The sequence below is a fragment of the Coprococcus sp. RTP21281st1_F1_RTP21281_210402 genome (assembly GCF_040915325.1).
In the GTDB taxonomy this organism is placed as follows: domain Bacteria; phylum Bacillota; class Clostridia; order Lachnospirales; family Lachnospiraceae; genus Coprococcus; species Coprococcus aceti.
The window spans coordinates 230378-256897 of the sequence record NZ_JBCPDQ010000002.1 but is presented as its reverse complement, the minus strand read 5'-3'; the positions used below and the strand labels follow the sequence as shown (position 1 = coordinate 256897).

General features: G+C 48.2%; 26 protein-coding genes. 25 read left to right on the top strand and 1 reads right to left on the bottom strand.

Annotated features, from left to right (window positions below; all coding sequences use genetic code 11):
- Positions 1 to 159: 159 nt before the first annotated feature.
- The 25 genes from AB5150_RS03195 to AB5150_RS03075 all read left to right on the top strand — a co-directional run bounded on the left by AB5150_RS03195 (position 160) and on the right by AB5150_RS03075 (position 26099).
- Positions 160 to 462 (top strand): hypothetical protein, encoded by a 303-nt coding sequence (locus AB5150_RS03195; RefSeq protein ID WP_015522521.1) that lies wholly within the window; start codon positions 160 to 162, stop codon positions 460 to 462.
- A gap of 9 nt (positions 463 to 471) precedes the next feature.
- On the top strand, positions 472 to 744 hold the full coding sequence (locus AB5150_RS03190) for a hypothetical protein (protein WP_368291186.1): 273 nt from the start codon (positions 472 to 474) through the stop codon (positions 742 to 744).
- A gap of 131 nt (positions 745 to 875) precedes the next feature.
- On the top strand, positions 876 to 1487 hold the full coding sequence (locus AB5150_RS03185) for a hypothetical protein (protein WP_368291185.1): 612 nt from the start codon (positions 876 to 878) through the stop codon (positions 1485 to 1487).
- Between the two features lies 1 nt (position 1488).
- Positions 1489 to 2187: a hypothetical protein gene (locus AB5150_RS03180; RefSeq protein ID WP_368291184.1), complete on the top strand. Its 699-nt coding sequence runs from the start codon at positions 1489 to 1491 to the stop codon at positions 2185 to 2187.
- A 12-nt stretch (positions 2188 to 2199) separates the two neighbouring features.
- Positions 2200 to 2409, top strand: a complete 210-nt coding sequence (locus AB5150_RS03175; RefSeq protein WP_021419085.1) for a hypothetical protein — start codon at positions 2200 to 2202, stop codon at positions 2407 to 2409.
- 871 nt (positions 2410 to 3280) lie between these two features.
- Positions 3281 to 3634, top strand: coding sequence for a TnpV protein (locus AB5150_RS03170; protein ID WP_234704433.1), 354 nt, complete (start codon positions 3281 to 3283; stop codon positions 3632 to 3634).
- An 83-nt stretch (positions 3635 to 3717) separates the two neighbouring features.
- On the top strand, positions 3718 to 10509 hold the full coding sequence (locus AB5150_RS03165; protein WP_368291183.1) for an LPD25 domain-containing protein: 6792 nt from the start codon (positions 3718 to 3720) through the stop codon (positions 10507 to 10509).
- A 77-nt stretch (positions 10510 to 10586) separates the two neighbouring features.
- Positions 10587 to 10916 carry a DUF6664 family protein gene (locus tag AB5150_RS03160; protein ID WP_368291182.1) on the top strand — a complete coding sequence of 110 codons (330 nt, stop codon included), beginning with the start codon at positions 10587 to 10589 and terminating at the stop codon, positions 10914 to 10916.
- A 106-nt stretch (positions 10917 to 11022) separates the two neighbouring features.
- Complete coding sequence (locus tag AB5150_RS03155; protein WP_368291181.1) at positions 11023 to 11949, top strand: hypothetical protein; 927 nt, start codon at positions 11023 to 11025, stop codon at positions 11947 to 11949.
- Between the two features lie 80 nt (positions 11950 to 12029).
- Complete coding sequence (locus tag AB5150_RS03150; RefSeq protein ID WP_368291180.1) at positions 12030 to 13013, top strand: DUF3991 domain-containing protein; 984 nt, start codon at positions 12030 to 12032, stop codon at positions 13011 to 13013.
- Positions 13014 to 13087: 74 nt separating this feature from the next.
- A complete protein-coding gene (locus tag AB5150_RS03145; RefSeq protein WP_368291179.1) occupies positions 13088 to 13390 on the top strand; it encodes a hypothetical protein in 303 nt (100 codons plus the stop codon).
- Between the two features lie 89 nt (positions 13391 to 13479).
- Positions 13480 to 13650: a DUF3789 domain-containing protein gene (locus AB5150_RS03140; protein WP_015522529.1), complete on the top strand. Its 171-nt coding sequence runs from the start codon at positions 13480 to 13482 to the stop codon at positions 13648 to 13650.
- Entirely contained in the window at positions 13613 to 13942 is a 330-nt protein-coding gene (locus AB5150_RS03135; RefSeq protein WP_117688259.1) for a ribbon-helix-helix protein, CopG family, read from the top strand. Before AB5150_RS03140 ends, AB5150_RS03135 begins: the two co-directional genes overlap by 38 nt.
- Positions 13942 to 15348 carry a relaxase/mobilization nuclease domain-containing protein gene (locus AB5150_RS03130; RefSeq protein ID WP_118649636.1) on the top strand — a complete coding sequence of 469 codons (1407 nt, stop codon included), beginning with the start codon at positions 13942 to 13944 and terminating at the stop codon, positions 15346 to 15348. The genes AB5150_RS03135 and AB5150_RS03130 overlap by 1 nt, the downstream gene beginning before the upstream one ends.
- Positions 15290 to 16102, top strand: coding sequence for a PcfB family protein (locus tag AB5150_RS03125; RefSeq protein WP_117733817.1), 813 nt, complete (start codon positions 15290 to 15292; stop codon positions 16100 to 16102). The genes AB5150_RS03130 and AB5150_RS03125 overlap by 59 nt, the downstream gene beginning before the upstream one ends.
- Before the next feature lie 5 nt (positions 16103 to 16107).
- Positions 16108 to 16971, top strand: a complete 864-nt coding sequence (locus tag AB5150_RS03120) for a hypothetical protein (protein WP_368291178.1) — start codon at positions 16108 to 16110, stop codon at positions 16969 to 16971.
- Positions 16972 to 16986: 15 nt separating this feature from the next.
- The gene (locus tag AB5150_RS03115; RefSeq protein ID WP_015522534.1) at positions 16987 to 17184 is read left to right on the top strand and encodes a hypothetical protein; all 198 of its coding nucleotides are present in this window, start codon (positions 16987 to 16989) and stop codon (positions 17182 to 17184) included.
- Entirely contained in the window at positions 17171 to 18964 is a 1794-nt protein-coding gene (locus AB5150_RS03110) for a VirD4-like conjugal transfer protein, CD1115 family (RefSeq protein ID WP_015522535.1), read from the top strand. Before AB5150_RS03115 ends, AB5150_RS03110 begins: the two co-directional genes overlap by 14 nt.
- Before the next feature lie 14 nt (positions 18965 to 18978).
- Positions 18979 to 19341, top strand: coding sequence for a hypothetical protein (locus AB5150_RS03105; RefSeq protein WP_015522536.1), 363 nt, complete (start codon positions 18979 to 18981; stop codon positions 19339 to 19341).
- A gap of 93 nt (positions 19342 to 19434) precedes the next feature.
- Complete coding sequence (locus AB5150_RS03100; protein WP_015522537.1) at positions 19435 to 20271, top strand: hypothetical protein; 837 nt, start codon at positions 19435 to 19437, stop codon at positions 20269 to 20271.
- Between the two features lie 13 nt (positions 20272 to 20284).
- Positions 20285 to 20725, top strand: a complete 441-nt coding sequence (locus AB5150_RS03095; RefSeq protein WP_368291177.1) for a PrgI family protein — start codon at positions 20285 to 20287, stop codon at positions 20723 to 20725.
- On the top strand, positions 20709 to 23042 hold the full coding sequence (locus AB5150_RS03090; RefSeq protein WP_015522538.1) for a VirB4-like conjugal transfer ATPase, CD1110 family: 2334 nt from the start codon (positions 20709 to 20711) through the stop codon (positions 23040 to 23042). Before AB5150_RS03095 ends, AB5150_RS03090 begins: the two co-directional genes overlap by 17 nt.
- 4 nt (positions 23043 to 23046) lie before the next feature.
- Entirely contained in the window at positions 23047 to 23451 is a 405-nt protein-coding gene (locus tag AB5150_RS03085; RefSeq protein ID WP_015522539.1) for a DUF6075 family protein, read from the top strand.
- A gap of 65 nt (positions 23452 to 23516) precedes the next feature.
- Entirely contained in the window at positions 23517 to 24290 is a 774-nt protein-coding gene (srtB, locus tag AB5150_RS03080) for a class B sortase (protein WP_368291176.1), read from the top strand.
- 33 nt (positions 24291 to 24323) lie between these two features.
- On the top strand, positions 24324 to 26099 hold the full coding sequence (locus tag AB5150_RS03075) for a lysozyme family protein (protein WP_368291175.1): 1776 nt from the start codon (positions 24324 to 24326) through the stop codon (positions 26097 to 26099).
- Between the two features lie 28 nt (positions 26100 to 26127).
- On the opposite strand, the gene AB5150_RS03070 is transcribed toward AB5150_RS03075, so the two are convergent.
- Entirely contained in the window at positions 26128 to 26487 is a 360-nt protein-coding gene (locus AB5150_RS03070; RefSeq protein ID WP_368291174.1) for a helix-turn-helix domain-containing protein, read from the bottom strand.
- Between the last annotated feature and the right edge of the window lie 33 nt (positions 26488 to 26520).

The following is a 26520-nucleotide window of genomic DNA, read 5'->3' as shown; positions in this document are numbered from 1 at the left end:
ATGGACGCAAAGACTATCATTGCCATCGTGCTTGTTGTCTTTATCGGTGGTGCGGCACTCTGGCTCAATATCCGTCACAGAAAGAATAAGTGACCCATAAAATTCGGGAACGGGGGCGGCTGAAATATGCCGCTCTCTTTCCATATATGGAGGTATCCAATGCGGAACTTAAAGACCGTTGAAAAGAAAGTCAGGGCTATTCTGGAAAAGAACGAAGATGCCCGAAATGACGATATGGTGCTGTACCTTGCCCTTTGTAATGTGTGCCTGAAAGATGCGGGGGCAATCCCCCTTGCGGAGATAATGACACAGTATAAGTATCTCGGTCTGCCGAGCTTTGAAAGTGTCAGTAGGACACGCCGTAAATTGCAGGCGAAGCACCCAGAACTGTCAGGCAACGCCCGTATGCAGCGGCTTCGGGCAACAGGCGAAAAGGCATATCGGAAGTATGCCAAAGAATGAGAGGTGTCTATGGACGAAGAAAAACGCTCCAATGGGGGCTATGAAATCATAGAGAGCTGTACTATCGGGAGTAACGAGCTTGTCATCGGTCATAACCCCAATGCTCCTAACCCTTATGTGTGTTGGTATTGTAAGGGCGGCAATAACTATTTCTGGGGCTACTACTGCAATGATATTTCTGCCGCACGGGAGAAACTGAATGAACGGTATCAGACGGAGTGCCGTATGCCGTACAATCAGGCTTCCCCGAAGCAGAAAAACGGTGATGACCGTGAGCGATAACCAAAAGAAATATGACTGTACGACCTGTCCTTATCCCCGATATAAGGACGGGTCAATTATTTTCTGCGATGTCTGTATCCGTAAGATTTTAGATGAGCAGAAAGCGAAAAAAGAACGAAAGGAGCAGCCGAATGAGTGAAGAAAAAAGAATGCTCGGTAATTATGAAGTGACCCAGAGCATCTATGTTGGGGATAAAGAGGTTGTGCTTGCCGTGGATAAAAAGGAACAGTATCCCTTTTTAGTCTGCTACTGCGACTACCACAATCCGCTGTCAGCAGCGTGGGCAACTGAGGGCGTTGCTTCCGATGATTATCTGGAAGCAATGGAGATTTTCACGGAACGGGTACAATCTCAGATTGACCGCACCAGAGCCGAGCTGTCAAAGTTTCCTTTTGATAAAGCCGTGTTCACAAAGGAGCATTGTATTTCTGACGACCATAAAAGCAATATCGTCGGCAAGGTTGTCGTTCTCAATGCCGAGACGAAGCGGTATGAATATCAGCACCCTGCCTATCAGCTTATCTTGACAGAGGGCGGCAGCGGTGCAACAGGCGGCAGAGGTCAGGCGGTGTTTGGCACTTGCCTTGCCACGGGAGAAAGAGCCAGATGGGAAAGGTACGATGTGCTTGGGGAAATCAAGCCCGAATGTATGCCCGATTGGGCAAAAGAAGCCCTTGCCAAAGTCAAGGAGCAGCAAAAAACTGAAAAGGCGAAAAAGCCGAACAGTCGGGAGGAACGCTGATATGGAGATACGGGCTTTAACCCCTGCCGAACTGAAATACACTTATGCTCAGAGTATGCAGCTTCAAGGGCAGACAGGTAATATCGGACATCTGCGTGGCGATTTTGCTTCCTCTGGGTACGGATTTTATACCACTTGGTTTGACACCAGACCCCAATGGAAAACGGACGAGTTTAAGGCAGGGCTTGACGAGGTTATCAATTCGCTCCGTGAGGATAAAGGGCTGTTGCACAACCGCTATGATATGGGTGCGTTTGCAAGGCGTTTCCACGAAAGTTCTTTTATGGGGAGCTACTGTACCGAGTATGGCTTCCGTATGGATACGGAGAAACACGCTTTTCTGTTCCGATGCAATCCTACAAAGGGCGATTACAACTTTTACTGCTTCTGCTATGTAAAGGAATGGCTTGACCGCCATATTTCCAAAGCGGAACAGGGCATCCGATTTATTGACCCGAACTACAAAGAGCTGTTCCGTATTCCTGATGGCGGCAAAATCATCATCACAACATCGTGGGGCGAAAAATCGGAACATTCCTGCCGCTTTATTGATGAGTACCACACGGAGGTCGGAAACTACCTTTACCATATCTGCGAGTTTGCAGAGCGTATGGCGAAAAACGGGGCAACCTATGAGCCGAAGCCCGCAGAGCCGCAGGCTGCGGTCAAAGCTCCGAAGCACAAGGATTTAGAACGATAGGAGGACTGACAAATGGCAGTAAACCAGAAAGCAGTCAAGGTCTTAAACAAGATTTTGGACGCAGGATTTACCGATGAAAAAGCTATTGCCGCTATGACAATGGACGATATTCTTGCTATGCAGGGCATTACAGTTGCGGATATTTCCCTTATCAATGACCTGCAAAAGAGTATCAAGGCAAACAAGGTCATTTCCTTTCTTGGCGGTGATGCCAATGAATGACCCAAAATAAATCTATAAGGAGGTGGAAACACAATGGCTGCGAAGTATCAGCTAATCACAGAGCTGTATCGGCGTACAGGCATTGCGGTTGCGAAAAATCCGCAGGCGTGGCAGAACTTTTTAGCTGCCGCCTGCCGCAACTATAAATGCCGCTTTGACGAACAGCTCTTAATCTATGCCCAACGCCCTGATGCCGTTGCCGTGGCACAGCTTGAAACTTGGAACAAACAGTTTCGGCGGTGGGTCAATAAGGACAGCAAAGGTATAGCGGTCTTTGACCCGAAAGGTCGCAGGAACACGCTGAAATATTACTTTGATGTGTCAGATACGCACGAAGGGTATTATGGCAGCCGCCCCGTTCCGATATGGCAGATGAATGAGCGATACGAGCAGGCTGTTATGGAAAGGCTCTCGGACAGGTTTGGAGAGATGGAAGGCTCTGACCTTGCTTCTGTCTTAATGGAAACGGCAAAGAACGCTGTCGAGGATAATTTACAGGACTATCTTTCACAGCTAAAAGACTGCACAAAGGACAGCTTCTTGGAAGAACTGGACGATTATAATGTAGAAGTTATCTATAAGCGGCTGGCAGCAAACAGCGTTGCTTTTATGCTGATCAGCCGCTGCGGTCTGGACACGGACGGTTTTTTTGACCGTGAGGATTTTCAGGAGATTGTCAATTTCAACACCCCTGCCACTATTAACGCCCTCGGTATTGCAACAAGCGATATTGCGGAAATGACACTCAGGGAAATCTCCCTGACTATCCGAGATGTGCAAATGGCAGAGAAAACCCAAAATCGCACCTTTGCACAGAAACCGCAGGCTCGGTATGATATAGGCAGAGAACAACCCGAAAGGAGCAAATACAATGAACGAAATCACTTACACCAGACAGGGCGATTATCTTATTCCCGACCTGACATTAGCGACAGAGCCAGAGCTTCCGCTTGGCAGATACGCTTTGATGCACAGGGATTATCTGGAGCAGCACAAGAGAGTGACCTACCTCAACCTGCTGACAACGGGCAGGCTGAACGAACATCTGCACCAGACAGAACAGACGGCACTACAACGGTTGGAGCTTCTGACGAAGCAGCTACAAGCCGAACAGGGCGTGACCGAGGAACTGAAAGCGAAAGCCCCGATGCAGTGGGTCGGACTGATGAACAATATTCGCAGTCAGGCGGAGGAAGTGATACTGACCGAGCTGATTTACAATTAGACAGGTCATACCCCGCCGAGGAAAGCATCGCCAATGAAACAGAGGTCAGGGCTAATCTCCCTACCGTAGAGGAACAGATTGAAATGATAGCTGAAGCAGAGGACGAAAAATCCTCTGCTTTTGCTATTTCTCAGGAGAATATTGACTCTGTTCTTTTATTAGGAAGCGGTTTTCAAAACGGCAAGTACCGCATTTACCGTCAATTCCAGAAACAAGAGGACAACAAAAATAATATCGCTTTTCTCAAAAATGAGTATGGTATCGGCGGCGGTACGCACTACTTCCCAGACGGAACGCAAGGCGGTCAGTCCCACGATGGCAAAGGTATCCACATTGAAAAGCATGGCTCATACACCAATCCAGACCTTATCCTCTCTTGGAGTAAGATGGAAAAGCGGCTGCGTGAGCTGATAAAGAATAACCGCTATCTGAATGAAAAAGAGAAAGACCACTATCCCGAATATCTAAAGAGCGTGGAAGCTCCGCAGTATGAAATCGACACGCAGGAGAAAGTGAACAGGCAGAGATTTATTGATGCCCACCGTGACCTGCCCCCTGCTGATAAACGGGATACGCTCTCTTTGCGGCTGTCCGATTTTATCCGTGACTTGGACGGTTACGAAAAAAGTCTGCTTGAAAATGTAAACAGAAACGACCTTGCCGATGTGACCACTGAGCAGATGGAACAGCATTTATCTGACCCTGCCACCGTTCAGCAGCTCATTGACTTTCTTGCTCTGGTACAGGGTAAGACTTCTGATGTTTACAGCCGCAGCAATGCGTGGCGTTTTTCGCAGGAGCTTCTGGAGCTATATCCGCTTCGCTATCTCTACCATGAGGACGATGTGGTATATATCGGTGCGGATAAATACGAGGTTGTGGCATTCGATGAAAATGCCGTTTCTCTGCGTAATCCAGAGTTTCCCCTGTTCGGCAAGGAACTTAGTCGGGCAGACTTTGAGGAAAAGCTAAAGGAAAACCCTGCCAACGACCACTTAAAGGTCGTTGTGACCGAGAAACAGAAAACGGAAATACCGCCTGAACAAAAGCCAGACGGCATCCAGTTTTCTATCGGATTTTCGGAACACCCTGCCTTTTATGACAGGCAGTTTAATGACCGCTACACCGATTTGAGCTTTGCCCTTGGTAATTATCTGCTCGGCGTTCTGGACGAAAAGCAGCACCGTGAGCGTGAGGGCGATGATAATGTCGGTTGGTATCACAAGACTGATTTTGATATAACCGTTACTATTGGCGGCGAGGACTTCCACTATGATGGACGGTTTGATATTGGCGACGGCGAGGGCGATTTAATTGCCCATATCAAGAACTTTTATGAATATTCCCTTTCCCCAGACTGCCCGTTTATCCCTGAGTGGAAAAGGCAGGGCGAGGACTATTACCGTGAGAAGATGGAAAGTCTGCGTTGGGGGCGTGATGTGTTTATCCCGTATCTGGAGCAGCACAAAGACCTGACCCCAGAGGACAGAAAGCTCTTTGACGAGATAATGTCCTTTGAAAAGGAATGGTTTGTCCTTGCCGAGGAAAAACCGTCTGCGGTTGATGAAATGATTGCTTATGCAGAAAGGGCAGCCGCAGAAAGTGAAACCGAGCTGCCAGAAGAACGCTTTGAGGTCGTTATGACTTCCGATGCGTTCCCAGACCCCGAAGATGCTTATGCTATCTGGGATAATATCCGAGAGGAATACTATGCTGACAGCTACGGCAAGATACTGACCTATCCTACTGAGGAAGAAGCCGAAACTGGACTTACGGCAGTCAGAAAAGAGGTTGCCGACAAGGAAGCCGAGGAATGGCTTTATGTGGAACGGGCAAAGCATGGCTTAGAGCCTGCCGAGCAGGATAATTCTGACCTTATCGGTAAAGAAATCGTTATAGACAACCGCCGCTATCTCATTGAAAGCGTTGGGAAAGTCAGCGGCGATGTGTCAATGCGTGACATCACTTTTAAGGACAGCGTAGGTTTCCCTATCAACCGTGTGGAGAAAATCGGCTATATCCGAAGTCTTTTGGAGCAGGAACAGCCAGAGCTACCGCCCGAAGAAAAAGCTGAGAGGTCTGCCGTTCCCTCTGCTTTACGACACAACTACCACATTACCGAGGATACTTTAGGCGTTGGCGGTGCAAAAGAAAAGTTCCGAAACAATATGGCGGCAATCAACCTTTTGCACGAATTGGAGCTTGAAAACCGCCTTGCCACGCCCGAAGAACAGGAAACCCTTTCAAAATATGTTGGTTGGGGCGGTCTGTCAATGGCTTTTGACGAGAATAACGCAGCGTGGGCAAACGAGTTTCAGGAGCTTTACGCAAGCCTGTCGCCAGAGGAATACCGTGCGGCGATGGAGTCCACCCTGACAGCGTTTTATACGCCGCCCGTTGTGATTAAGGGAATGTATGAAGCCATTGCCCGTCTGGGATTTTCTGAGGGCAGCATTTTAGAGCCGTCTTGCGGTACAGGAAATTTCTTTGGTCTGCTTCCCGACAGTATGGCAGGCAGCAAGCTCCACGGCGTGGAAATTGACGAACTCACAGGCAGGATTGCAAAGCAACTCTATCAGAAAGCGAACATCGCCGTACAGGGCTTTGAGGAAACGAAGCTGCCAGACGACCACTTTGATGTGGTTATCGGCAATGTGCCGTTTGGAGATTTTAAGGTAAATGACAGCCGTTACAACGCCCAGAAGTTTCTCATTCACGACTATTTCTTTGCAAAGGCTCTGGATAAGGTACGCACAGGCGGCGTGGTGGCGTTCATTACCTCAAAGGGTACAATGGACAAAGCAAGCCCAGAGGTGCGGAAGTATATCGCCCAGAGAGCCGAGCTACTCGGAGCAATCAGGCTTCCCGATAACACTTTCCGAGCAAACGCAGGCACGGAGGTCACAAGTGATATTCTCTTTTTGCAGAAGCGTGACCGCATTACGGATATAGAGCCTGACTGGGTACACTTCGACATCGATGAGAACGGCATCACAATGAACAGCTATTTTGTGCAGCACCCAGAGATGATTTTGGGTGAGATGAAAATGGAAAGCACCCGCTTTGGAATGGATAGTGCCTGCAAAGCATATCAGGATATTCCTTTGTCAGAACTGTTGCACAACGCTGTCCAGAACATTCAGGGAGAAATCCCAGAGTATGTGGGTGAGATTGACGAAATCTCCGATGAGCAGGACGAGGTTATCCCTGCTGACCCGAATGTGCGGAACTTCTCCTATACTCTGGTAAACGGTCAGATTTACTTCCGAGAGAATGACCGCATGACCCCCGCCACGCTGTCCATGACGGCGGCAAACCGTATCAAAGGGCTAATCGAAATCCGTGACTGCGTGAGAAAGCTCATTGAGTATCAGACCGAGGACTACCCAGAGGAAATGATACAGACCGAGCAGGAAAACCTAAACCGCCTGTATGATGCTTTTGCCAAAAAGTACGGGCTTATCAACAGCCGAGGAAATTATCTTGCCTTTGCTTCAGACGAGAGCTACTTCCTTTTATGTTCTTTGGAGGTGCTTGACGATGAGGGCAACTTCAAGCGAAAAGCGGATATGTTTACGAAACGGACGATAAAGCGCCACCGTGAAATCACTTCCGTGGAAACGGCGAGCGAAGCTCTTGCCCTGTCTATCGGGGAGAAAGCCCATGTTGATTTACCCTTTATGGAACAGCTCACGGGTAAGACGCAGGAAGAATTGATTGCCGATTTACAGGGCGTTATCTTCCGTATCCCTGCCGCCGAGCCTGCAAGGTATGTGACCGCCGATGAGTATTTATCAGGGAATGTACGGGCGAAGCTCGTAACCGCCGAAGCCGCAGCAAAGAATGACCCAGAGCTTGCGGTCAATGTGGAAGCCTTAAAGCAGGTCATACCGAAAGACCTGTCTGTGGCTGAAATCTCTGTCCGTCTGGGTACGACTTGGATACCGCAGGAGGATATTCAGCGTTTTGTTGTAGAGCTTCTAACCCCGTCAAGCTATGCAATGGGCAGGCTAAAGGTACGCTACACCCCGATGAACGGCGACTGGTTTATTGAGAACAAAAGCTCCGATATTGGAAATGTAAAGGCGGACAGCACCTATGGTACAAAGAGGGCTTCCGCCTATCGCATTATTGAGGACACCTTAAACCTGCGAGATACCCGTATCTTTGATTATGTGTATGACGAGTACGGCAACAAAAAAACGGTGTTCAACGCAAAGGAAACCACGGCGGCACAGGCAAAGCAGGAAGTTATCAAGCAGGCGTTTCAGGATTGGATATGGAAAGACCCAGAACGGCGAAACCGCCTTGTGAGGTACTACAACGATACCTTTAATTCAGTACGCCCCCGTGAGTATGACGGCAGCCATATCACTTTTGGCGGTATCAGCCCAGAGATTACCCTAAGACCCCATCAGGTCAACGCTATCGCCCATATCCTTTACGGCGGGAATACGCTCCTTGCCCACAAGGTAGGAGCAGGCAAAACCTTTGAAATGGTCGCCGCCGCACAGGAAAGCAAGCGGCTCGGACTATGTAATAAAGCAATGTTCGTTGTGCCAAATCATCTGGTCGGTCAGTGGGCTTCTGAGTACCTGCGGCTCTATCCGAGTGCCAATATCCTTGTGACAAGGAAGCAGGATTTTGAAACGGGAAACCGCAAAAAGTTCTGTTCCCGTATTGCCACAGGCGATTATGATGCGGTCATTATCGGGCATAGCCAGTTCGAAAAAATCCCGATGAGCATTGAACGCCAGAGGGAACAGCTTCAAAGGCAACTCGACGATATTGAGCGTGGCATTGACGATGTGCAGGCAAGCAAGGGTGAACAGTTCACGGTCAAGCAGCTTATGAAAACCCGAAAAGGGATTAAAGCGAAGCTCGACAAGCTCAATGATACCAAGCGTAAGGATACGGTCATTGACTTTGAACAGCTCGGCGTAGACCGCCTGTTCATTGACGAGAGCCATTTTTACAAGAATTTGTACCTCTATACTAAGATGCGGAATGTGGGCGGAATTGCTCAGACCGAAGCCCAGAAGTCAAGCGACCTATTTATGAAATGCCGCTATCTGGACGAAATCACGGGAAACCGTGGCACGATATTCGCAACGGGTACGCCTGTCAGTAACTCAATGGTGGAGCTTTACTCTGTCCAGAGGTACTTGCAGTATGACACGCTGATGCAGAACGGCTTACAGCATTTTGACAGTTGGGCTTCCACCTTTGGCGAAACGGTCACAGCTCTGGAGCTTGCACCTGAAGGCACGAATTACCGAGCCAAGACCCGCTTTGCCAAGTTTTTCAATCTCCCAGAGCTGATGCTGATGTTCCGTGAGGTGGCAGATATACAGACCGCCGATATGCTAAAGCTCCCCGTACCAAAGGTCAATTACCACAATGTAAAGACCAAGCCGAGCGAGATACAGACCGAAATGGTGGCTTCCCTTGCCAAGCGAGCCGAGAAAGTCAGGGCAAGGCTTGTTGAGCCGAACATCGACAATATGCTCAAAATCACGAATGACGGGCGTAAACTTGCTCTTGACCAGAGAATGATTGACCCGATGCTGCCCGATGACCCAGACAGTAAGGTCAACGCCTGTATCGACAATGTGTACCGTATCTGGGAGGAACACGCCGACACAAGGGCAACGCAGCTCATATTTTGCGACTTGTCTACCCCGAAGAATGACGGCACATTTAATGTCTATGATGATATTCGGGAAAAGCTCATCGCCCGTGGCATTCCTGCCGAGCAGATACGGTTTATCCACGAAGCCACCACCGATGCACAGAAAAAAGAGTTGTTCGGCAAGATTAGAAGCGGCGAAGTGCGTGTATTGTTAGGCTCTACCCCGAAAATGGGAGCAGGCACGAATGTCCAAGACAGGCTTATCGCCATTCACAATCTCGACTGTCCGTGGCGACCCTCTGATTTGGAACAGCGGCAAGGGCGTATTGAACGGCAAGGAAATATGTTTCCAGAGGTTGAGGTTTACCGCTATGTGACAGAGCAGACCTTTGATGCCTACCTCTATCAGTTGGTGGAGAGCAAGCAGAAATTTATCTCCCAGATAATGACGAGTAAAAGCCCTGTCCGTTCTGCCGAAGATGTGGACGAGGTTGCTTTGTCCTTTGCGGAGGTCAAGATGCTTGCCACAGGCGATGAGCGTTTTAAGGAAAAAATGGATTTGGATATTCAGGTTTCCAAGCTCAAAGTGCTGAAACAAAGCTACCTTTCCGAGCATTATGACCTTGAGGACAGGATACTCAAGCACTATCCGCAGACCATTAAGGAGTATGAGCAGCGTATTGTCTGCTATGAAGCCGATACCGTTCTTGCCGAGCAGAACAAGCCGCAGGGCGAGGAAAAGTTCTGTCCTATGACCCTGCGGGGGATTAAGTACACCGAAAAGGCAGCCGCAGGCGAAATGTTAATCGCTATCTGTAAGGAATATCCGCTGTCTGCACCCACCGAAATCGGCAGTTACCGTGGCTTCAAAATGGAAGTTTTCTATGATACGGTCAATGCTCACTACTGTCTAAATCTTTGCGGAAAGGCAAAGTACAAGGTAGATTTAGGCTCTGACCCTCTGGGAAACCTGACCCGAATTGAAAACGAGCTTGCAAAGTTCCCTGCCAGACTGGAAGTTGCCAAGACTAAAAGAACGGAAACTATCGCACAGTTTGAAACCGCAAAAGTTGAGGTACAAAAGCCTTTTGCCTTTGAAGATGAGCTGAAAGAGAAATCGGAACGGCTGAACGCTCTGAATATCGAATTGAATTTAGACCAGAAAGCCCCTGCCGTACTTGATGCCGAGCCAGAGCAAAGTGACGAGCCGCCCGAAAGAAAATGTGAAAATCGGGAGCGATAAAGTTATTTGCAGATTTGTATTGCCCCGCTTTGGGCAGTATAATAAGGGCAGATAGTTACAAGTCGGAGGTGTAAACGATGTCTGGAGCGTTTAGATTTGAAACCTTTATAGATACCCATAGCAATATATTCAACGAATATCTAAGCTCTGTTGTCGTCAATCTCTCTAAAGAGAATGAGGAATACAAAGCCATTCAGGACGAGATTGAAAGTCTGTATCAGCAGTATCCGAAAGTGTTGGGTGTGTTTGATACGGAACAGGCAACGGAGCTTACAAAGGAAGAATGTGCCGCTGTTATCAAAGTTATGGAGTTAAAGAACAGACTGACCGATATGGAAATGCAGTCGGTTTACTTCCGTGGCTGTTATGACAGCGTTGGGTATCTGAAAAAGGCAGGAATTTTATAAGCGAACAAAGGCGGCATTGGCGTAAAGCTGATGCCGTTTTTACATAGCCGAAAGGTAGAAAAATTCATACCTATATGGTATAATTCGACTGGAAAGGATGATGAATATGGCTACATTTAAGGATAGAGATGTATTTGAATTTTGCGAAAAATTATTTGAGAAGTTAAAGAAACAAGATAATGGCTATTTCCCACATAGACACGATAAACAGGTCTTTGATAAAGCTGCGGAACATTTTAGTATAAGTGTTGATGAGGTTGATAGGATATATGACTCATATACAAAACTTGCTGCTAAAGCAGAGATGATGAAAATCAATAGATTGCCAAAGGCAAAACGGAAAGCTGCAATGATGCGTAAGCTGCAAGATATTGTGTTGCATAATAAAGATTTACCATTTTACAAAATTGAAGGCGAGCCATCAGAGCCAATAATCCCTGCAACAGATATTATTGAAGAAGAATTTAAAGATAGCATAGCCGAGATTGCACAGTCAGGGTGGACAATTCCGTTGACAATAGATATTGAGAGATTAGACGAGTTGAGGGCGTGTTCTTCAAATCATACAGATATTGATGCGTTTTTCTCAACATTTTATTCTGATGATGAATTAGATGATTTGTATGATACTATTTATAATTCTATTGATAATTTGGGACAAAAGAAAAGATTTGAAGAGTGTTATATAATTTTCAAGCAGGGATTATATTCATCTTGTCTGACAACTTTGACCACGATTTTAGAGGGTGCAATTTCTACTTTTGGTGATGACCCTAAAGATGTAAGAATAATGAGAATATGTAATTTCCACGCAGAAGAAGAAAGAAATAATGGAAATAAAATCAAAAGTTTATGTTGGCAATCAATGTATGAATATACGAAGTTGTTATTTGAGAAAAGCGATTTTTCAAAAGCAGAACCAGATGAAGCTAATCGACATTGGTTAGTTCACGGACGAACAAGTCAAATTGGAGATAAATTGGATTGTATTCGTTTAATAAATGCACTTGCCACCTTATCAAATTTAAAATAACACAGAATATACATAGCCGAGAGGTTTTCACAGCGAAAGCCCCTCGGCTTATTTCATTTTCAGGAGGTGATGATGATTGAATGAGAAGTAACCGACCCTATGTGCAGCTTGACCCTGCCGTGATTGAGCAGGCACGACAGATGGACTTGCTTTCTTACTTGCAGAGGTATGAGCCAAGCAACCTAAAGCGTGTGGCAGGTAATGTCTATTGCACGAAAGAACACGACAGCTTGAAGATTTCCAATGGTAAGTGGTACTGGTGGTCGAGAGGTTTCGGCGGTGTTTCTGCCCTTGATTATCTCATTAAGGTCAGGGAGTATAGCTTTGTGGAAGCCGTGGAAATGCTCACAGGTATTACGGCAGACTGGAAGCCGCCGCCTGTTTCCGCACCCAAAGACGAGCCAAAGGTATTGCTCCTGCCACCGAGAAACCATGATTGTAACCGAGTGACCGACTACCTTTTCGGGCGTGGGATTGACCTTTCTATCATACAGGACTGCATTGCAGACGGTACGATTTTTGAAAGCGTTAAGTACCACAATGCCGTTTTTGTCGGCAAGGACGAAAGCGGAACGCCCAAGTATGCCGCCTACCGCAGCACGATAGGCAGCTCCTTTAAGGGCGACGCATCGGGCAGTGACAAGCGGTATTCGTTCCGACTTCTGGCAGATAACCCCGTAACTTCGGTGCATTTATTTGAAGCCGCCATTGATTTATTGTCCTATGCTACCTATCTAAAGCGTGAGGGCAAGGACTACAAATCAGAAAATCTGCTCTCTCTTTCGGGTGTATATCAGCCAAAGAAAGAGATAAAAGACAGCAAAATTCCCATAGCACTAACAACATTTTTGAACGCCAATCCCCATATTAAGACTATCTTTCTGCATCTGGATAACGACAAGACAGGCAGGCTTTGTACTGCCACCTTAAAAGAATTGTTGCAGAAAGACTACCAAATCGTTGATGATCCTCCGCCTGTCGGCAAGGACTTCAACGATTTTTTATTGTCCTATCTGGGGATTGTAAGACCGATTTCAAGCCGTGAAAGGAGTGATGCCCGTTGAATGTCTGCTGATATTGCCCCAAGAAAACAATCAAACCACAACAGATTTTAAGAATGAAAGCGAGGATTTAACCATTGAAAAAGTATGATGTAACTCTGATAGGACACTATGAAAAGACCATTGCCGTTTATGCCGACAGCCCCGAACAGGCGGCGGAAAAGGTAAGGATTATTCTTTGCGATACCGACCTTATCGACTTTTCTGACGATGATTTCGATTACGGAGAAGCGGATATTCAGGAAGCCGATGAGGAAAGAACGGCAGAAAACAGAGCCGATGATGAGGACGAGGACGAATGTCTGAAGCACGAGGATTGTTCGGACTGTCCGTACTTCTGCCCGATGTGTGGAGAGTGCCGTCTGGAGGACGAGGACTAAGTAATGTCTTACCAAGCACTGAATTTGATTATCCAAAAGTCTTTGGATACCAAATTCGCTTGTTAGGGGGCTGCCCCTAATACCCCGATATGAGAAAGGAGTTTTTAAGAATGAGTGAGTTCCTGTTTTTTACCATCGGCACAATGCTCGGCGGTCTGGTCGGTGTTGTGCTGATGTGCTGCTTGCAGATTAACAGGCTCTCCAAAAAGGAGGGATTGGAAAATGAGAAAGCGAAGCGTCCAGATACTTTTCCGTCTTAACGAGGAAGAAGCCGAGTATCTTTATGAGCTTGTGCGAAAATCGGGTCGCTCAAAAGAAGCGTTCCTTAGAGAAATGGTAAAGGGCTATCAGCTCTGCGAAAAACCCGACCCCGAATTTTACAGGATAATGCGTGAGCTGTCTGCCATCGGCAACCGTATCAATCAGCTTGCCGCCAAAGCAAACGCCCTGAACTTTATCGACACGCCGATGCTCCGTGAGGAAGCAAGGAAGTGGCACGATTTTCAGCTTGATGTCCGTAAAAAGTATCTGCTTCCCCGAAAGGTATCTTAATGGCGGTGTGTGAAATCTGGGATGTAAAAGGCAGGCTCGACCACCCGATAGACTATGCCGAAAACCCAGAAAAGACCGCCAACCCCAAATACACCGAAGCCGACTTGCAGGCGTTGGTCGATGTAATGGAGTATGCCACCAACAAGGACAAGACGGAAAAGCGGTTTTTCGTCACAGGGGTCAACTGCGATACTGCCACCGCCAGAGATGAAATGATGATTGCCAAAGCTGAGTGGAACGATGAAAGCGAGATTGTCTGCTATCACGGTTTCCAGAGCTTTAAGCACGGCGAGGTCACGCCAGAGGTTGCCCACGAGGTCGGCGTAAAACTTGCCGAAAAGATGTGGGGCGACAGGTTTCAGGTCATCGTTGCCACCCACTTAAATACCGAGTGCCTGCATAACCACTTTGTCGTAAACTCTGTTTCCTTTTTGGACGGGAAGCACTACCACGATAATAAAGCCAACCTGCGGCTGCTCCGTCAACGCTCCGATGAGCTTTGCAGGGAGTATGCTTTGTCTGTCATTGAACACCCAAGCGGAAAAAAGAAACCCTATGCTTTGTATCAGGCTGAAAAGAACGGTATGCCCACAAGGGATAATGTGGCTCGGCAGGCGGTGGACGAAGCTATCAGCAAATCGTTTACGCTCAAAGACTTTGACCGCCAGATGGCAGAGATGGGCTACCGTGTGAGCTTTGACCCCAACCGCAAATACTGGACGATAATCGGCAAAGGTTGGGAACGCCCAAAGCGATTATATAAGCTCGGAGAGGATTACACCAACGAGAGGATTACGGAGCGTATCAGGGAAAATTCCTATGCCGTAAAATTTTCCAGATTTGCCGAGCCGCAAAAAACCGTACAGGTTTTCCGTGTGAAAGGCTCACTCAAAAATGCGAAAAAAATCGGCGGCTTGCGTGGGCTGTATCTCCACTACTGTTACAGGCTCGGTATCCTGCCAAAAAGCAGAAAACAGAATTATGCAAGGCTTCATTATCTTTTGAAAGATGACCTGATGAAGATGGAAGCCATATCACAGGAAACAAGGCTGCTCTGCCGCAATCGGATTGATACGGTGGAACAGCTCTTGTCATATAAAGGCTCTCTGGAAACGGAAATGTCGGAGCTTACCGAACAGCGAAAGGAACTGTATTCCAAATCCCGCAAATCAGGCGGCGAAGAAAAAGAAGCGGTCAAGGCTCGGCTTACGGAAATTACGGAGAGAATGAAATTCTTACGGAAGGAGGTCAGACTATGCGGGGGCATCGAAGCCCGTAACGATACCCTCAAAGAAAAGCTAACAACCATACGGGCAGATGAACAGCAAGGAAAGGAGTTGATGACGAATGAACACAGGCGGCGAAGCGGCAGAACAAATCGTCCGAATGAGCTTGGAGGGCTTTGAGGTCGCTGCCAAAATTACAGGTGCAGGTGCGAAGAATATCGCAATCCTTTTGTATTCCATTCTCAAAGAAGAACAGAAAACAAAGGGCAAGGCAAGGCTTACGAATATGCTCCGTTCTGGCAAGGAGTTAAAGGTATTTACCGTAAGGAACAGCGACCTGAAGAAGTTTACGCAGGAAGCAAAAAAGTACGGCGTTCTTTATTGTGTCCTTGCAGACCGTAAAAACAAAGACCCCAATGCGGAGGTCGATGTGATTGCCCGTGCGGAGGACGCATCGAAAATCAGCCGCATTGCGGAACGCTTCAAACTGGCATCGGAAGCAACGGCTTCTGTTGTGACCGATGTGGAGAAAGCCAAAGACGAAAAGGCAGGTCAGCCAGAGCCAGACATCGGCGTACAGGACAAGGCAGAGAAAGACAAGCTCTTAGATGCCCTGATGGGTACGCCAATCCAAAAGGAGGAAAATGCCCCAAACCCCTCGGTGGCAAAGACCGAAAAATCCCCTCTGTCCGAGCCTACCTCAGAGCAGCCAAAGAAATCCGCAGAGGGGGCTACTATGACTAAGGAGAAACCTTCGGTCAAAGAGGAACTGCGGAAAATCAAGGAGAGCCGAAAAGAGCAGGAAGCAGATACTTCTTCTGCCCTGGACAAAAGCTCCGCTTCTGACAGGGCGAAGAAGCCGCCCGCAGGCAAGACGGAGCATAAACAGCCCCAGAAGCGGAAAAGAAAACCAAAATCCAAAGAAACGAGGTAAACAGTATGAGCATTTATGATGTATTCAGCAGCGGCAGCAAGCCCTTTGATAAAGCGGAATGGGCTGCCCAGAAGCAGGCACAGCGGCAGGAAGCCTATGAGCTGATTGACAACACCTGCTCCGAGATGATGGCAGACGGCGAGAGCTTCCGCCAGTATCTTGATGTGCAGGGGCGTTTTGACCGCTACTCGGTGGCGAACGCCGTTTTAGTATCGGCACAGATGCCCGAAGCGACACAGCTCAAAGATTATAACGCTTGGAAGCAGAGCCGTGTCTATGTGAACAAGGACGCACAGAAAATCGTTATCCTTGAGCCAAGCAAGGAGTACACCCGTGATGACGGCACGAAAGCGGTAGGCTACAACGCAAAGGTGGTCTATGACATTTCCGAAACATCGGCAAAGGACAGGCAGCAGGCACAAGAGCCGAAAACGATGCGTGAGCTTGTATCGGCTATGATTGATGCAAGCCCCGTTCCCTTTGTTCCCGTTGCCGACCTTGAAATCCCTGCCTACTATGACAGTAAACAGCAGACGATTTTCATTAAGACAGGGCTTACGGAGGAACAGCTCTTTGTGAGTATGGCAAAGGAAGTGTCGGCGGCGGTTTTCGATTTCAAGCATAACGAGAGCCGTGATGCTTCCGATTTCAAATCCTTCTGCGTTGCCTATATGGTCAGCACCCGTTACGGCGTGGACACCAGAGGTTTCAGTTTTGACAGGCTTCCGAGGGAGTTTTCGGAAATGGACACGCAGGTATTCAAAGGCGAGCTTGGCTCGATGCGTGATGTTCTGGGCGAAATCCAGAGCGATATGTTTAAGAGCCTTGAAAAGAACAAGCCGCCGAAGAACAAAGAGCAGGAACGCTAATCGGAGGTGCAGCCTATGAAAGAAGAACGATACCACATCGCACTTGACAAGTACGACAAGAATATCGTTATCAATGCTTTGAACACCTTGCGTACACGGCAGTTGCAGGAGGAACGCCCCACCGACCCTGTTGATGAGCTGATTGACAAGGTGGCGAACGCCCCGACAAAAAAGGTCAGGGTCATTCCGTGCAGGTGCAATGAGGAACGATAACGACCAAAAGACGGGCTTAATCCTTTCTATCTGCGGCATCGTTCCTGTTGTATGGCTTTCCCTGCTGACAGCACCCTATGTCAGCGGCGGCATCGTGGAGATAGTCAGCGGCTTATCCGTAGCAGTAAATAACCCGTTTTCCATAACGGTGTGTGAGGACAGCGTAAAGACTGTCCTTATTTTTTTGCTTGCCTACGCTATGGGCATCGGCATCTATTTCTCCACACGCAGGAACTACCGCAGGCGGGAGGAACACGGCTCGGCAAAATGGGGCAATACAGGTACTCTCAACAAGAAGTACCGAGATAAAAACCCGTTCGAGAACAAACTGCTCACGCAAAATGTGCGTATCGGCTTGGACGGAAAGAAGCACCGCCGAAACTTGAATATTTTGGTCTGCGGCGGTTCTGGTGCAGGTAAGACAAGGTTTTTTTGCAAGCCCAACGCTATGCAATGCAACACCTCTTTCGTGGTGCTTGACCCAAAGGGCGAAATCGTCCGTGACATTGGCGGTCTGCTCGAAAAGAAAGGTTATGAGGTGCGTGTCCTTGACCTTATCAATATGCACCGCAGCCATTGTTACAACCCCTTTGTGTATCTTCGGAACGACAACGATGTGCAAAGGCTTGTGACCAATCTCTTTAAGGCGACCACCCCGAAAGGAAGCCAGTCGCAAGACCCGTTCTGGGATACGGCGGCGAGTATGCTGCTTCTGGCATTGGTATTCTATCTCAAATATGAAGCACCGCCAGAGGAACAAAACTTCCCGATGGTTATGGAGCTTTTACGGGCAGGCGAAGTGCGTGAGGACGATGACAGCTATATAAGCCCTCTTGACGAACTCTTTGACCGTCTGGAGATGGTAAACCCAGAGCATATCGCCCTCAAGTATTACAGGGATTATCATTCAGGCTCGGCTAAGACCTTAAAAAGTATCCAGATAACCCTTGCCGCAAGGCTTGAAAAATTCAATCTGGAGAGCCTTGCAGGGCTTACTGCCACCGATGAGCTTGACCTGCCAAGTCTGGGGGAAAAGAAAGTCGCTTTATTCGCCCTGATACCAGACAACGATACGAGCTTTAACTTTCTTGTGTCGATTTTATACACGCAGCTCTTTCAGCAATTATTTTATCTGGCAGACCACAAGTACGGCGGCAGCCTGCCCGTGCATTGCCATTTTATTATGGACGAGTTTGCCAATGTTTCCCTGCCAGACGATTTTGACAAGATACTGTCGGTTATGCGTTCCCGTGGCGTGTCGGTCAGTATCATCCTGCAAAATCTGGCACAGCTCAAAGCCCTGTTTGAAAAGCAATGGGAAAGCATCGTGGGCAACTGCGATGAGTTTTTGTATCTGGGCGGCAACGAGCAAAGCACCCATAAGTATGTGTCCGAGCTTTTAGGTAAGGAAACCATTGATACCAACACCTACGGGAAAAGCTCTGGACGAAGTGGGAACTATTCGACCAACTACCAGATGTCAGGGCGTGAGCTGATGACCCCAGATGAAGTGCGTATGCTTGATAACCGCTACGCACTTCTTTTTGTGCGTGGCGAGCGACCTGTTATGGATTTTAAGTATGACATCTTAAAGCACCCCAATGTAAAACTGACTGCCGACGGAGGTCAGCCGCCTTATGTTCACGGCGAGCCGACACAGGCGGTTGCGACCCTTGTGTTTGACAGCGAAATACCTGATAACGCCGTAAGCGTTATGCCTGTCAGCACTTCCTATGAACTTCTGTCCGATGAGGACTTAGAAGAAATATTCAACATCTAAAGGAGGATTTATCTATGAAATTTTTTAACAAGAAGGACACCCAGAAGAAAGTAACCACAAAGCTGCCCATGACGGGCAAGGTCAGAACGGGTTTCCGCCGCTACTGCGTGGCGGTGCTTGCCCTCACGATGGTGCTTGGCACATCTATGACCGCTTTTGCTGCCAATGACCCCATTCAGGTCGTCAACAACCTTTCCGATTTTATCTTCGGTCTGGTAAGGGCTGTCGGTATGATTATGCTCGGCTTCGGTATCGTGCAGGTGGGCTTATCCCTCAAATCCCACGACCCGTCCCAGAGAGCGAACGGCTTTCTGACCCTTGCAGGCGGCGTAGTCATTACCTTTGCAAAGGAGATTTTGACCCTCATCACAGGCTAATTCCCCATATCCAGAGGACAAAAGACAGAGCATATCGGGCAGATCACTTCGTGGGCTGCCCGATATGCCCAATTTTAACAAGGAGGTGGTCGAATGTCTGATAACTGGGTCGTACAGAACTTGGAGAACGCCCTGAATACTTGGAATGAGAAGTTGGCTGAAATATGGCAGCTCGTTACCCAATCCCCAGAGCAATTCAAGGGCGGTACGATATGGAATGTGATTGTAAATATCCACGGTGCGTTGCAGGCTATCGGGCTTGCCCTGCTCGTGCTGTTTTTCGTCGTAGGCGTGATGCGTACCTGCGGTAACTTTGCAGAAGTGAAGAAACCCGAACACGCATTGAAGCTTTTTATCCGATTTGCCCTTGCCAAAGGTGCGGTCACTTATGGTCTGGAGCTGATGATGGCTCTGTTTAAGATTGTGCAGGGCGTTATCTCTACCATAATGAACGCCGCAGGCTTTGGAACGGCAACACAGACCGTCTTGCCCTCGGAAATCGTGACCGCCGTTGAGGACTGCGGCTTTTTCGAGAGTATCCCATTGTGGGCGGTCACGCTCATCGGCGGTCTGTTCATTACGGTACTCAGTTTCATTATGATAATGTCGGTGTACGGCAGATTTTTCAAACTCTACCTTTATACCGCTATCGCCCCTGTTCCTCTTTCTGCCTTTGCAGGAGAGCCGAGCCAGAGCGTCGGCAAGAGCTTTATCAAGTCTTATGCTGCCGTGTGTTTGGAGGGTGCAATCATAGTGCTTGCCTGCATCATCTTTTCGCTCTTTGCAGCGACACCGCCTGCGGTCAATCCCGATGCGGCGGCGGTCACAATGGTATGGAGCTATGTCGGGGAGCTTGTATTCAATATGCTCGTCTTGGTCGGTGCGGTCAAAATGGCAGACCGTGTTGTCCGTGAAATGATGGGCTTGTAAGGGAGGTGCTATTTTGGAAGTCAAGATAAATAAAGAAATCCGTAACTACACGGAGAGTATGTTTTTCGGACTGTCACTCAGGCAGTTCATTTTTTCTGTCCTTGCCTGCGGCGTGGCGGTTGGCTTATTCTTTCTGCTCCGCCCGCACTTTGGAACGGAAACGCTCAGTTGGGTGTGCATCTTAGGTGCGTTCCCCTTTGCGGCTATGGGCTTTATCAAGTACAACGGTATGACCGCCGAGCAGTTTGTCTGGGCGTGGATAAAGTCAGAGTTTCTGATGCCGAAAAAGATTGTATTTTTGCCCGACAATCTCTATTACGAAGCGTTGAAGCCGACCATTGAAGCCCACGAAAAGGGCTTGCCTGCCGTGCCAAAGAAGCAAAGGGCAAAAGCACAGAAGAAACCAAAGAAAGCAAAAAAGCGTAAGGAGGTAGACGATGTTAAAAACGCTTAGAAATCTGTTCAAGCAGGACAAGGAAAAATTTGTTGTGCCGAAATCGGTGCAGAGCGTTATCCCGATAAAGACTATCTGGGCAGACGGTATTTTCCTTGTCGGCAGCAACAAGTACGCAAAGACCTTTAAGTTTGAGGATATAAACTATACCGTGGCAAGCCGTGAGGACAAGGAAGCAATGTTCCTTGAATACTCGGAGCTTCTCAACGCTCTCGACAGCGGTGCGACCACGAAAATCACAATCAATAACCGCAGGCTCAACAAAGCGGATTTTGAGCAGACCATTCTTATTCCTATGTCCGATGACGGTCTGGATAAGTACCGCACGGAATACAACAAGATGCTGCTTGATAAGGCAACGGGGGCTAATTCTATTGTGCAGGACAAATATGTGACGGTATCGGTCTGCAAAAAGAACATTGAGGAAGCACGGAACTACTTTGCCCGTGTGGGTACTGACCTTATCGCCCATTTCTCCAGACTCGGCTCGAAATGCACGGAGCTTGAAGCGGAAGAAAAGCTCCGTATCTTTCACGACTTCTACCGCACAGGAGAGGAAACGGCGTTCCGTTTTGATATGTCACAGACGATGCGGAAAGGTCACGATTTTAAGGACTTCATCTGCCCCGATACCTTTGAGTTTGAAAAGGACTACTTCCGTATGGGCGACAGATACGGGCGTGTGATTTTTCTCAGGGAATACGCCGCTTATATCAAGGACAGTATGGTGGCGGAGCTTTGTGAGCTGAACCGTAATATGATGCTCTCGGTTGATGTTATACCCGTTCCCACGGACGAAGCCGTGCGTGAGGTGGAAAACCGACTGCTCGGCGTGGAAACCAATATCACGAACTGGCAGAGGAAGCAAAACCAGAACAACAACTTTTCGGCGGTCATTCCCTATGACCTTGAACAGCAGCGAAAGGAAAGCAAGGAGTTTCTGGACGATTTGACGACCCGTGACCAGAGAATGATGTTCGCCGTGCTGACAATGGTGCATACCGCCGATACCAAAGAGCGGCTTGACAATGATACGGAAGCCCTGCTCACGACAGCCAGAAAACATCTCTGCCAGTTCGCCGTGCTGAAATATCAGCAGATGGACGGGCTGAACACGGCTCTGCCTTTTGGCGTAAGGAAGATTGATGCCCTGCGTACCCTGACAACGGAGAGCCTTGCGGTGTTCATTCCGTTCCGTGTGCAGGAAATCTACCATAAGGACGGCGTGTATTATGGACAGAATGTTATCAGCAAAAATATGATTATCGCCAACCGCCGCCATTTACTGAATGGTAATTCTTTTATCCTCGGTGTGTCTGGTGCAGGTAAATCCTTTACGGCAAAGGAGGAAATGACGAATATCATTCTGACCGACCCCAACGCCGATGTTATCATTATAGACCCAGAGCGTGAGTATTCGCCGCTTGTAAAGGCAATGCAGGGCGAGGTCGTCCACATCTCGGCAACGAGTGAAAACCATATCAACGCTATGGATATGAACTCTGATTACGGTGACGGTGCAAACCCTGTCATCTTAAAATCAGAGTTTATTTTATCCCTTTGTGAGCAGCTCATCGGCGGGGCAAGTCTGGGGGCAAAGCAGAAATCCATCATTGACCGATGCACGGCAAGTGTGTACCGCTACTATCAGCAGGGCAACTATCAGGGAACGCCGCCGACCTTACAGGACTTCCGTGAGGAACTTCTGAAACAGGATGAGCCAGAAGCAAAGGAAATCGCCCTTGCCATCGAGCTGTTTACAGACGGCTCTCTGAATACCTTTGCCAAGCATACCAATGTGGACACCCACAGCCGTCTTATATGCTATGACATTCTGGATTTGGGCAAGCAGTTACAGCCTATCGGTATGCTTGTGGTGCTTGACAGCATCTTAAACCGTATCACGCAGAACAGAGCCAAAGGCAGAAATACTTTCATTTTTATTGATGAGATTTATCTGCTCTTTCAGCACGAATACTCTGCCAACTTCCTGTTTACCCTCTGGAAGCGTGTGCGTAAGTACGGTGCGTACTGTACGGGTATCACGCAGAATGTAGACGACCTTTTGCAGAGCCATACGGCAAGGACGATGCTTGCCAATAGTGAGTTTATCATTATGCTCAATCAGGCATCGACTGACCGTATCGAGCTTGCCAAGCTCCTTAATATCTCCGACCTTCAGATGAGCTATATCACGAATGTGGGTGCAGGTCAGGGGCTTCTAAAGGTCGGCAGTTCCCTTGTGCCGTTTGTCAATAAATTTCCACGCAACACAGAGCTTTACAGGCTGATGACGACCAAGTTTGGGGAGGTGTAAAGGTATGGCAGATATTAAATTCAAAAGTGCGGCTCACCGTGATTTCTTTCTGGAAAATATGATGAAAAGCAGGGTCAACGACTGCTATCACAGGGCATTTTTCTATGTAATGGGAATTGCATCGGAAACGAGGGCAAACATTAACCAGATGTTTGACTTTAAGACCGACTGTATTGTGCCAGAGGGTATGCACGGCGGTTGGCAGACAAGCGGAACGGTCAAGGTCTGCCACCTTGCTTTCAATCTCTGGAACGGATATGCGGAGGAAGGACGGGAACGGTTTTTCACGCCAGAGGAATTATTCTGCTGCGAGTTTGCCCCGTATTTTATGGAGGGCATTAAGGTCAGGTATCCCGAATATTGCAGGGAACTTCCCACACCAAAGCAGCAGACAGACAATGTTCGATAACGAAATACCCTACGGGCATACCATTATGCCCATAAAATGGGCAGGAACAAAGAAAGGAGCAATCAATGAAAAAATATAAGATGCAGATTTGTGTAGCTGCCGCCGTACTGCTTTTCGCAGCGGCGGTTTTTTGCGGCTTTCAGGTGTATCACCACTATGCACAGGTGGACGAACAGACCGAAGCCTTTGAGCAGATAGCCGAGCTGGTGGAGCAGACCCCAGATACCGAGGGCGTTCCCGATGATACCCCTGTCAGCGAGGGCGAAGATGTGCTTGCAAAGTATAAGGAGTTGTATTTGCAAAACGAGGATATGGTCGGTTGGATTTCTATTGCCGGCACGACAGTCAATTATCCCGTGATGCAGACACCCAATGACCCCAACTTTTATCTGAAGCACAACTTTGAAAAGGCGTACAGCGATTTGGGAGTGCCGTATATTCAAGAGGACTGCGACCTTGCCGCAAGCGATAATCTTATTATTTACGGACACCACATCAAAGGGCAAAAGATGTTCGGGGCGTTGGAGAGCTACAAGGACAAGGACTTTTATGAGGAACACAAGAGCATTCAGTTTGATACCCTGACCGAGCAGGCAGAGTATGAAATCGTAGCCGTGTTCAAGACCGTTGCGTACAGCTCCGAGGGCTTCCGCTACTATGACTTTGTAGATGCCGAGGACGAGAAAGCCTTTGACGAGTATGTAAGCAAGTGCAAGGAGTTTGCCCTGTATGATACGGGCGTGACCGCCGAATACGGTGACAAACTCATTACTCTTTCCACCTGCGAATATTCCGCACAGAACGGCAGGCTTGTGGTGGTAGCAAAAAAGATTGCCTGACTGCTCCAGAGCTTGTAAGAAAGGAGGGCTTCTATGGCAGATATAAAAACCAGAGATGCGGTCAAAGGTACGATAAAGACCATAGACAAAGCCGCCGTTGCTTCCGAGCGAATGAAATCCGCTTATGCCAAGACAAAGGATAAAGCGGAACAAGGGTATTATGCGGACGAAAGCTCTGCCACCGAGTACGCTGCCGACAGAGTTTCCTGTGCTTCCGAGCGTGTGACCGAGGAAGGCGTACACCAATTCAATAAACAGGGTCAGAAAAGTATTCAGACCACACAGGAGAATATCGGAAAGACAAAGGACAAGATTGCCGATTTCAAGCAAAAGCGGGCTGCCAAAGCCGCCGAGCAGAGAATGGAAAGGAATATGTCAGAACAACACGGCTTGCAGATCCGTCACGGAACTGCAAGCCGTTCTGCTGCTCCCGATATGCCCCAGAGTGGGAAAAGCCAGCTCATAAAGACCCGTCAGCAAAGCAGGAAAACCATTAAGACCACCGCCCGAAATGCAGAAAAGGCGGTAAAGTCTACGGCGAAAGGCTCGGTCAAAACAGCCGAAAGAAGTGTAAAAACCGCACAGGCTACCTCTAAGGCAACAATCAAAACTGCCGAGCAGACGGCAAAGGCAACGAAAGAAGCGGCAAAGGCTTCTGCGAAAGCCGCCCAGAAAGCGGCACAGGCGGCAAAAGCCACCGCAAAGGCAACTGCGGAAGCAACCAAAACAGCGGTCAGAGACACGATTGCAGCAGTCAAGGTGATTATCGCAGGAACAAAGGCTCTTATCTCTGCTTTGATAGCAGGCGGTTGGGTTTCTGTTGTGATAATTTTGATTGTTGTCCTCTTAGGTTGTGCCGTTTCTCTGTTCGGCGGTGGTGGCGGCAGCAATGCCTATACGCCTGTCAGTGCGGAGGTGGAAGCCTATGAGCCATTGATACAGAAATATGCCAAGCAATACGGTATCCCTGAATATGTTGAGCTTATCAAGGCGGTGATGATGCAGGAAAGCGGCGGGCGTGGGCTTGACCCGATGCAGGCGGCGGAGGGAAGTTTTAATACACGCTATCCCCACGAGCCGAATGGTATCCAAGACCCTGAATATTCAATCCAATGCGGCGTACAGGAATTAAAGGCAGCCCTTATCTCTGCGGAAGTGGAAAATCCGATTGATATGGAGCATATCAAACTTGCCTTGCAGGGCTATAATTTTGGAAACGGCTATATCTCGTGGGCGAAAACCAACTACGGCGGTTATTCCTATGCAAATGCGGTAGAATTTTCCACCATGCAGGCACAACGGTTAGGGTGGGAAAGTTACGGCGACACACAGTATCCCGCCCATGTGTTACGCTATTACCCGTATGGACGGGCGTTCACAAGCGGCGGCAATCAGGCAATCGTGGAGGTCGCCCTGACACAGCTCGGTAATGAGGGCGGTCAGCCCTATTGGTCGTGGTACGGCTTTGACGGGCGTGTGGAATGGTGTGCCTGCTTCGTATCGTGGTGTGCCGACCAGTGCGGCTATCTGGACAGCGGTATTGTGCCGAAATTTGCAGGCTGCGTAGATGGGGCAAATTGGTTTAAAGGCAATGGGCAATGGCAAGACCGAAACTATGAGCCGACAGCAGGTACTATCATCTTTTTTGATTGGGAGAACGACGGAGAAACCGACCATGTAGGTATTGTGGAGAAATGTGAGAACGGTGTTGTTTATACCGTTGAGGGTAACTCAGGAGATGCTTGCAGACAAAACCAATACAGTGTTGGAAGCAGCTCAATTTATGGTTATGGTATCCCTGCTTATTAAGAAAAGGGGCAAAAGAAAAACCAGAGGTTTAATCCTCTGGCTCTTTTGCCTTACATAGTCCGTTTACCGTTGCTTCTATGACGGAAAGCTCTTTATCGTCTAATTTGTTGAGCTGTGCGTCTAAGCGTCTGCGGACAGAACTTTTTTCGACTTCTTTATTTGGAAATATGTACTCGTCAACAGACACATCGAACATCGTAATAAGCTGGATAAACAGCTCAATACTTGGATACTGCCCCTCGTTTTCGATAGATTGAATGTGTCTGGGAGCATAGCCGATTATGCCAGATAGCTGCTCCCTTGTCATCCCTTTGGCTTCACGGGCTTTTTTAATTGCCTGCCCAATCGGCGTGAAATCAAAGTCAAAATGATTGTTCCTTTCGTCCATTAGCTCACCACCTATCCTCTGAAAATCTTACCT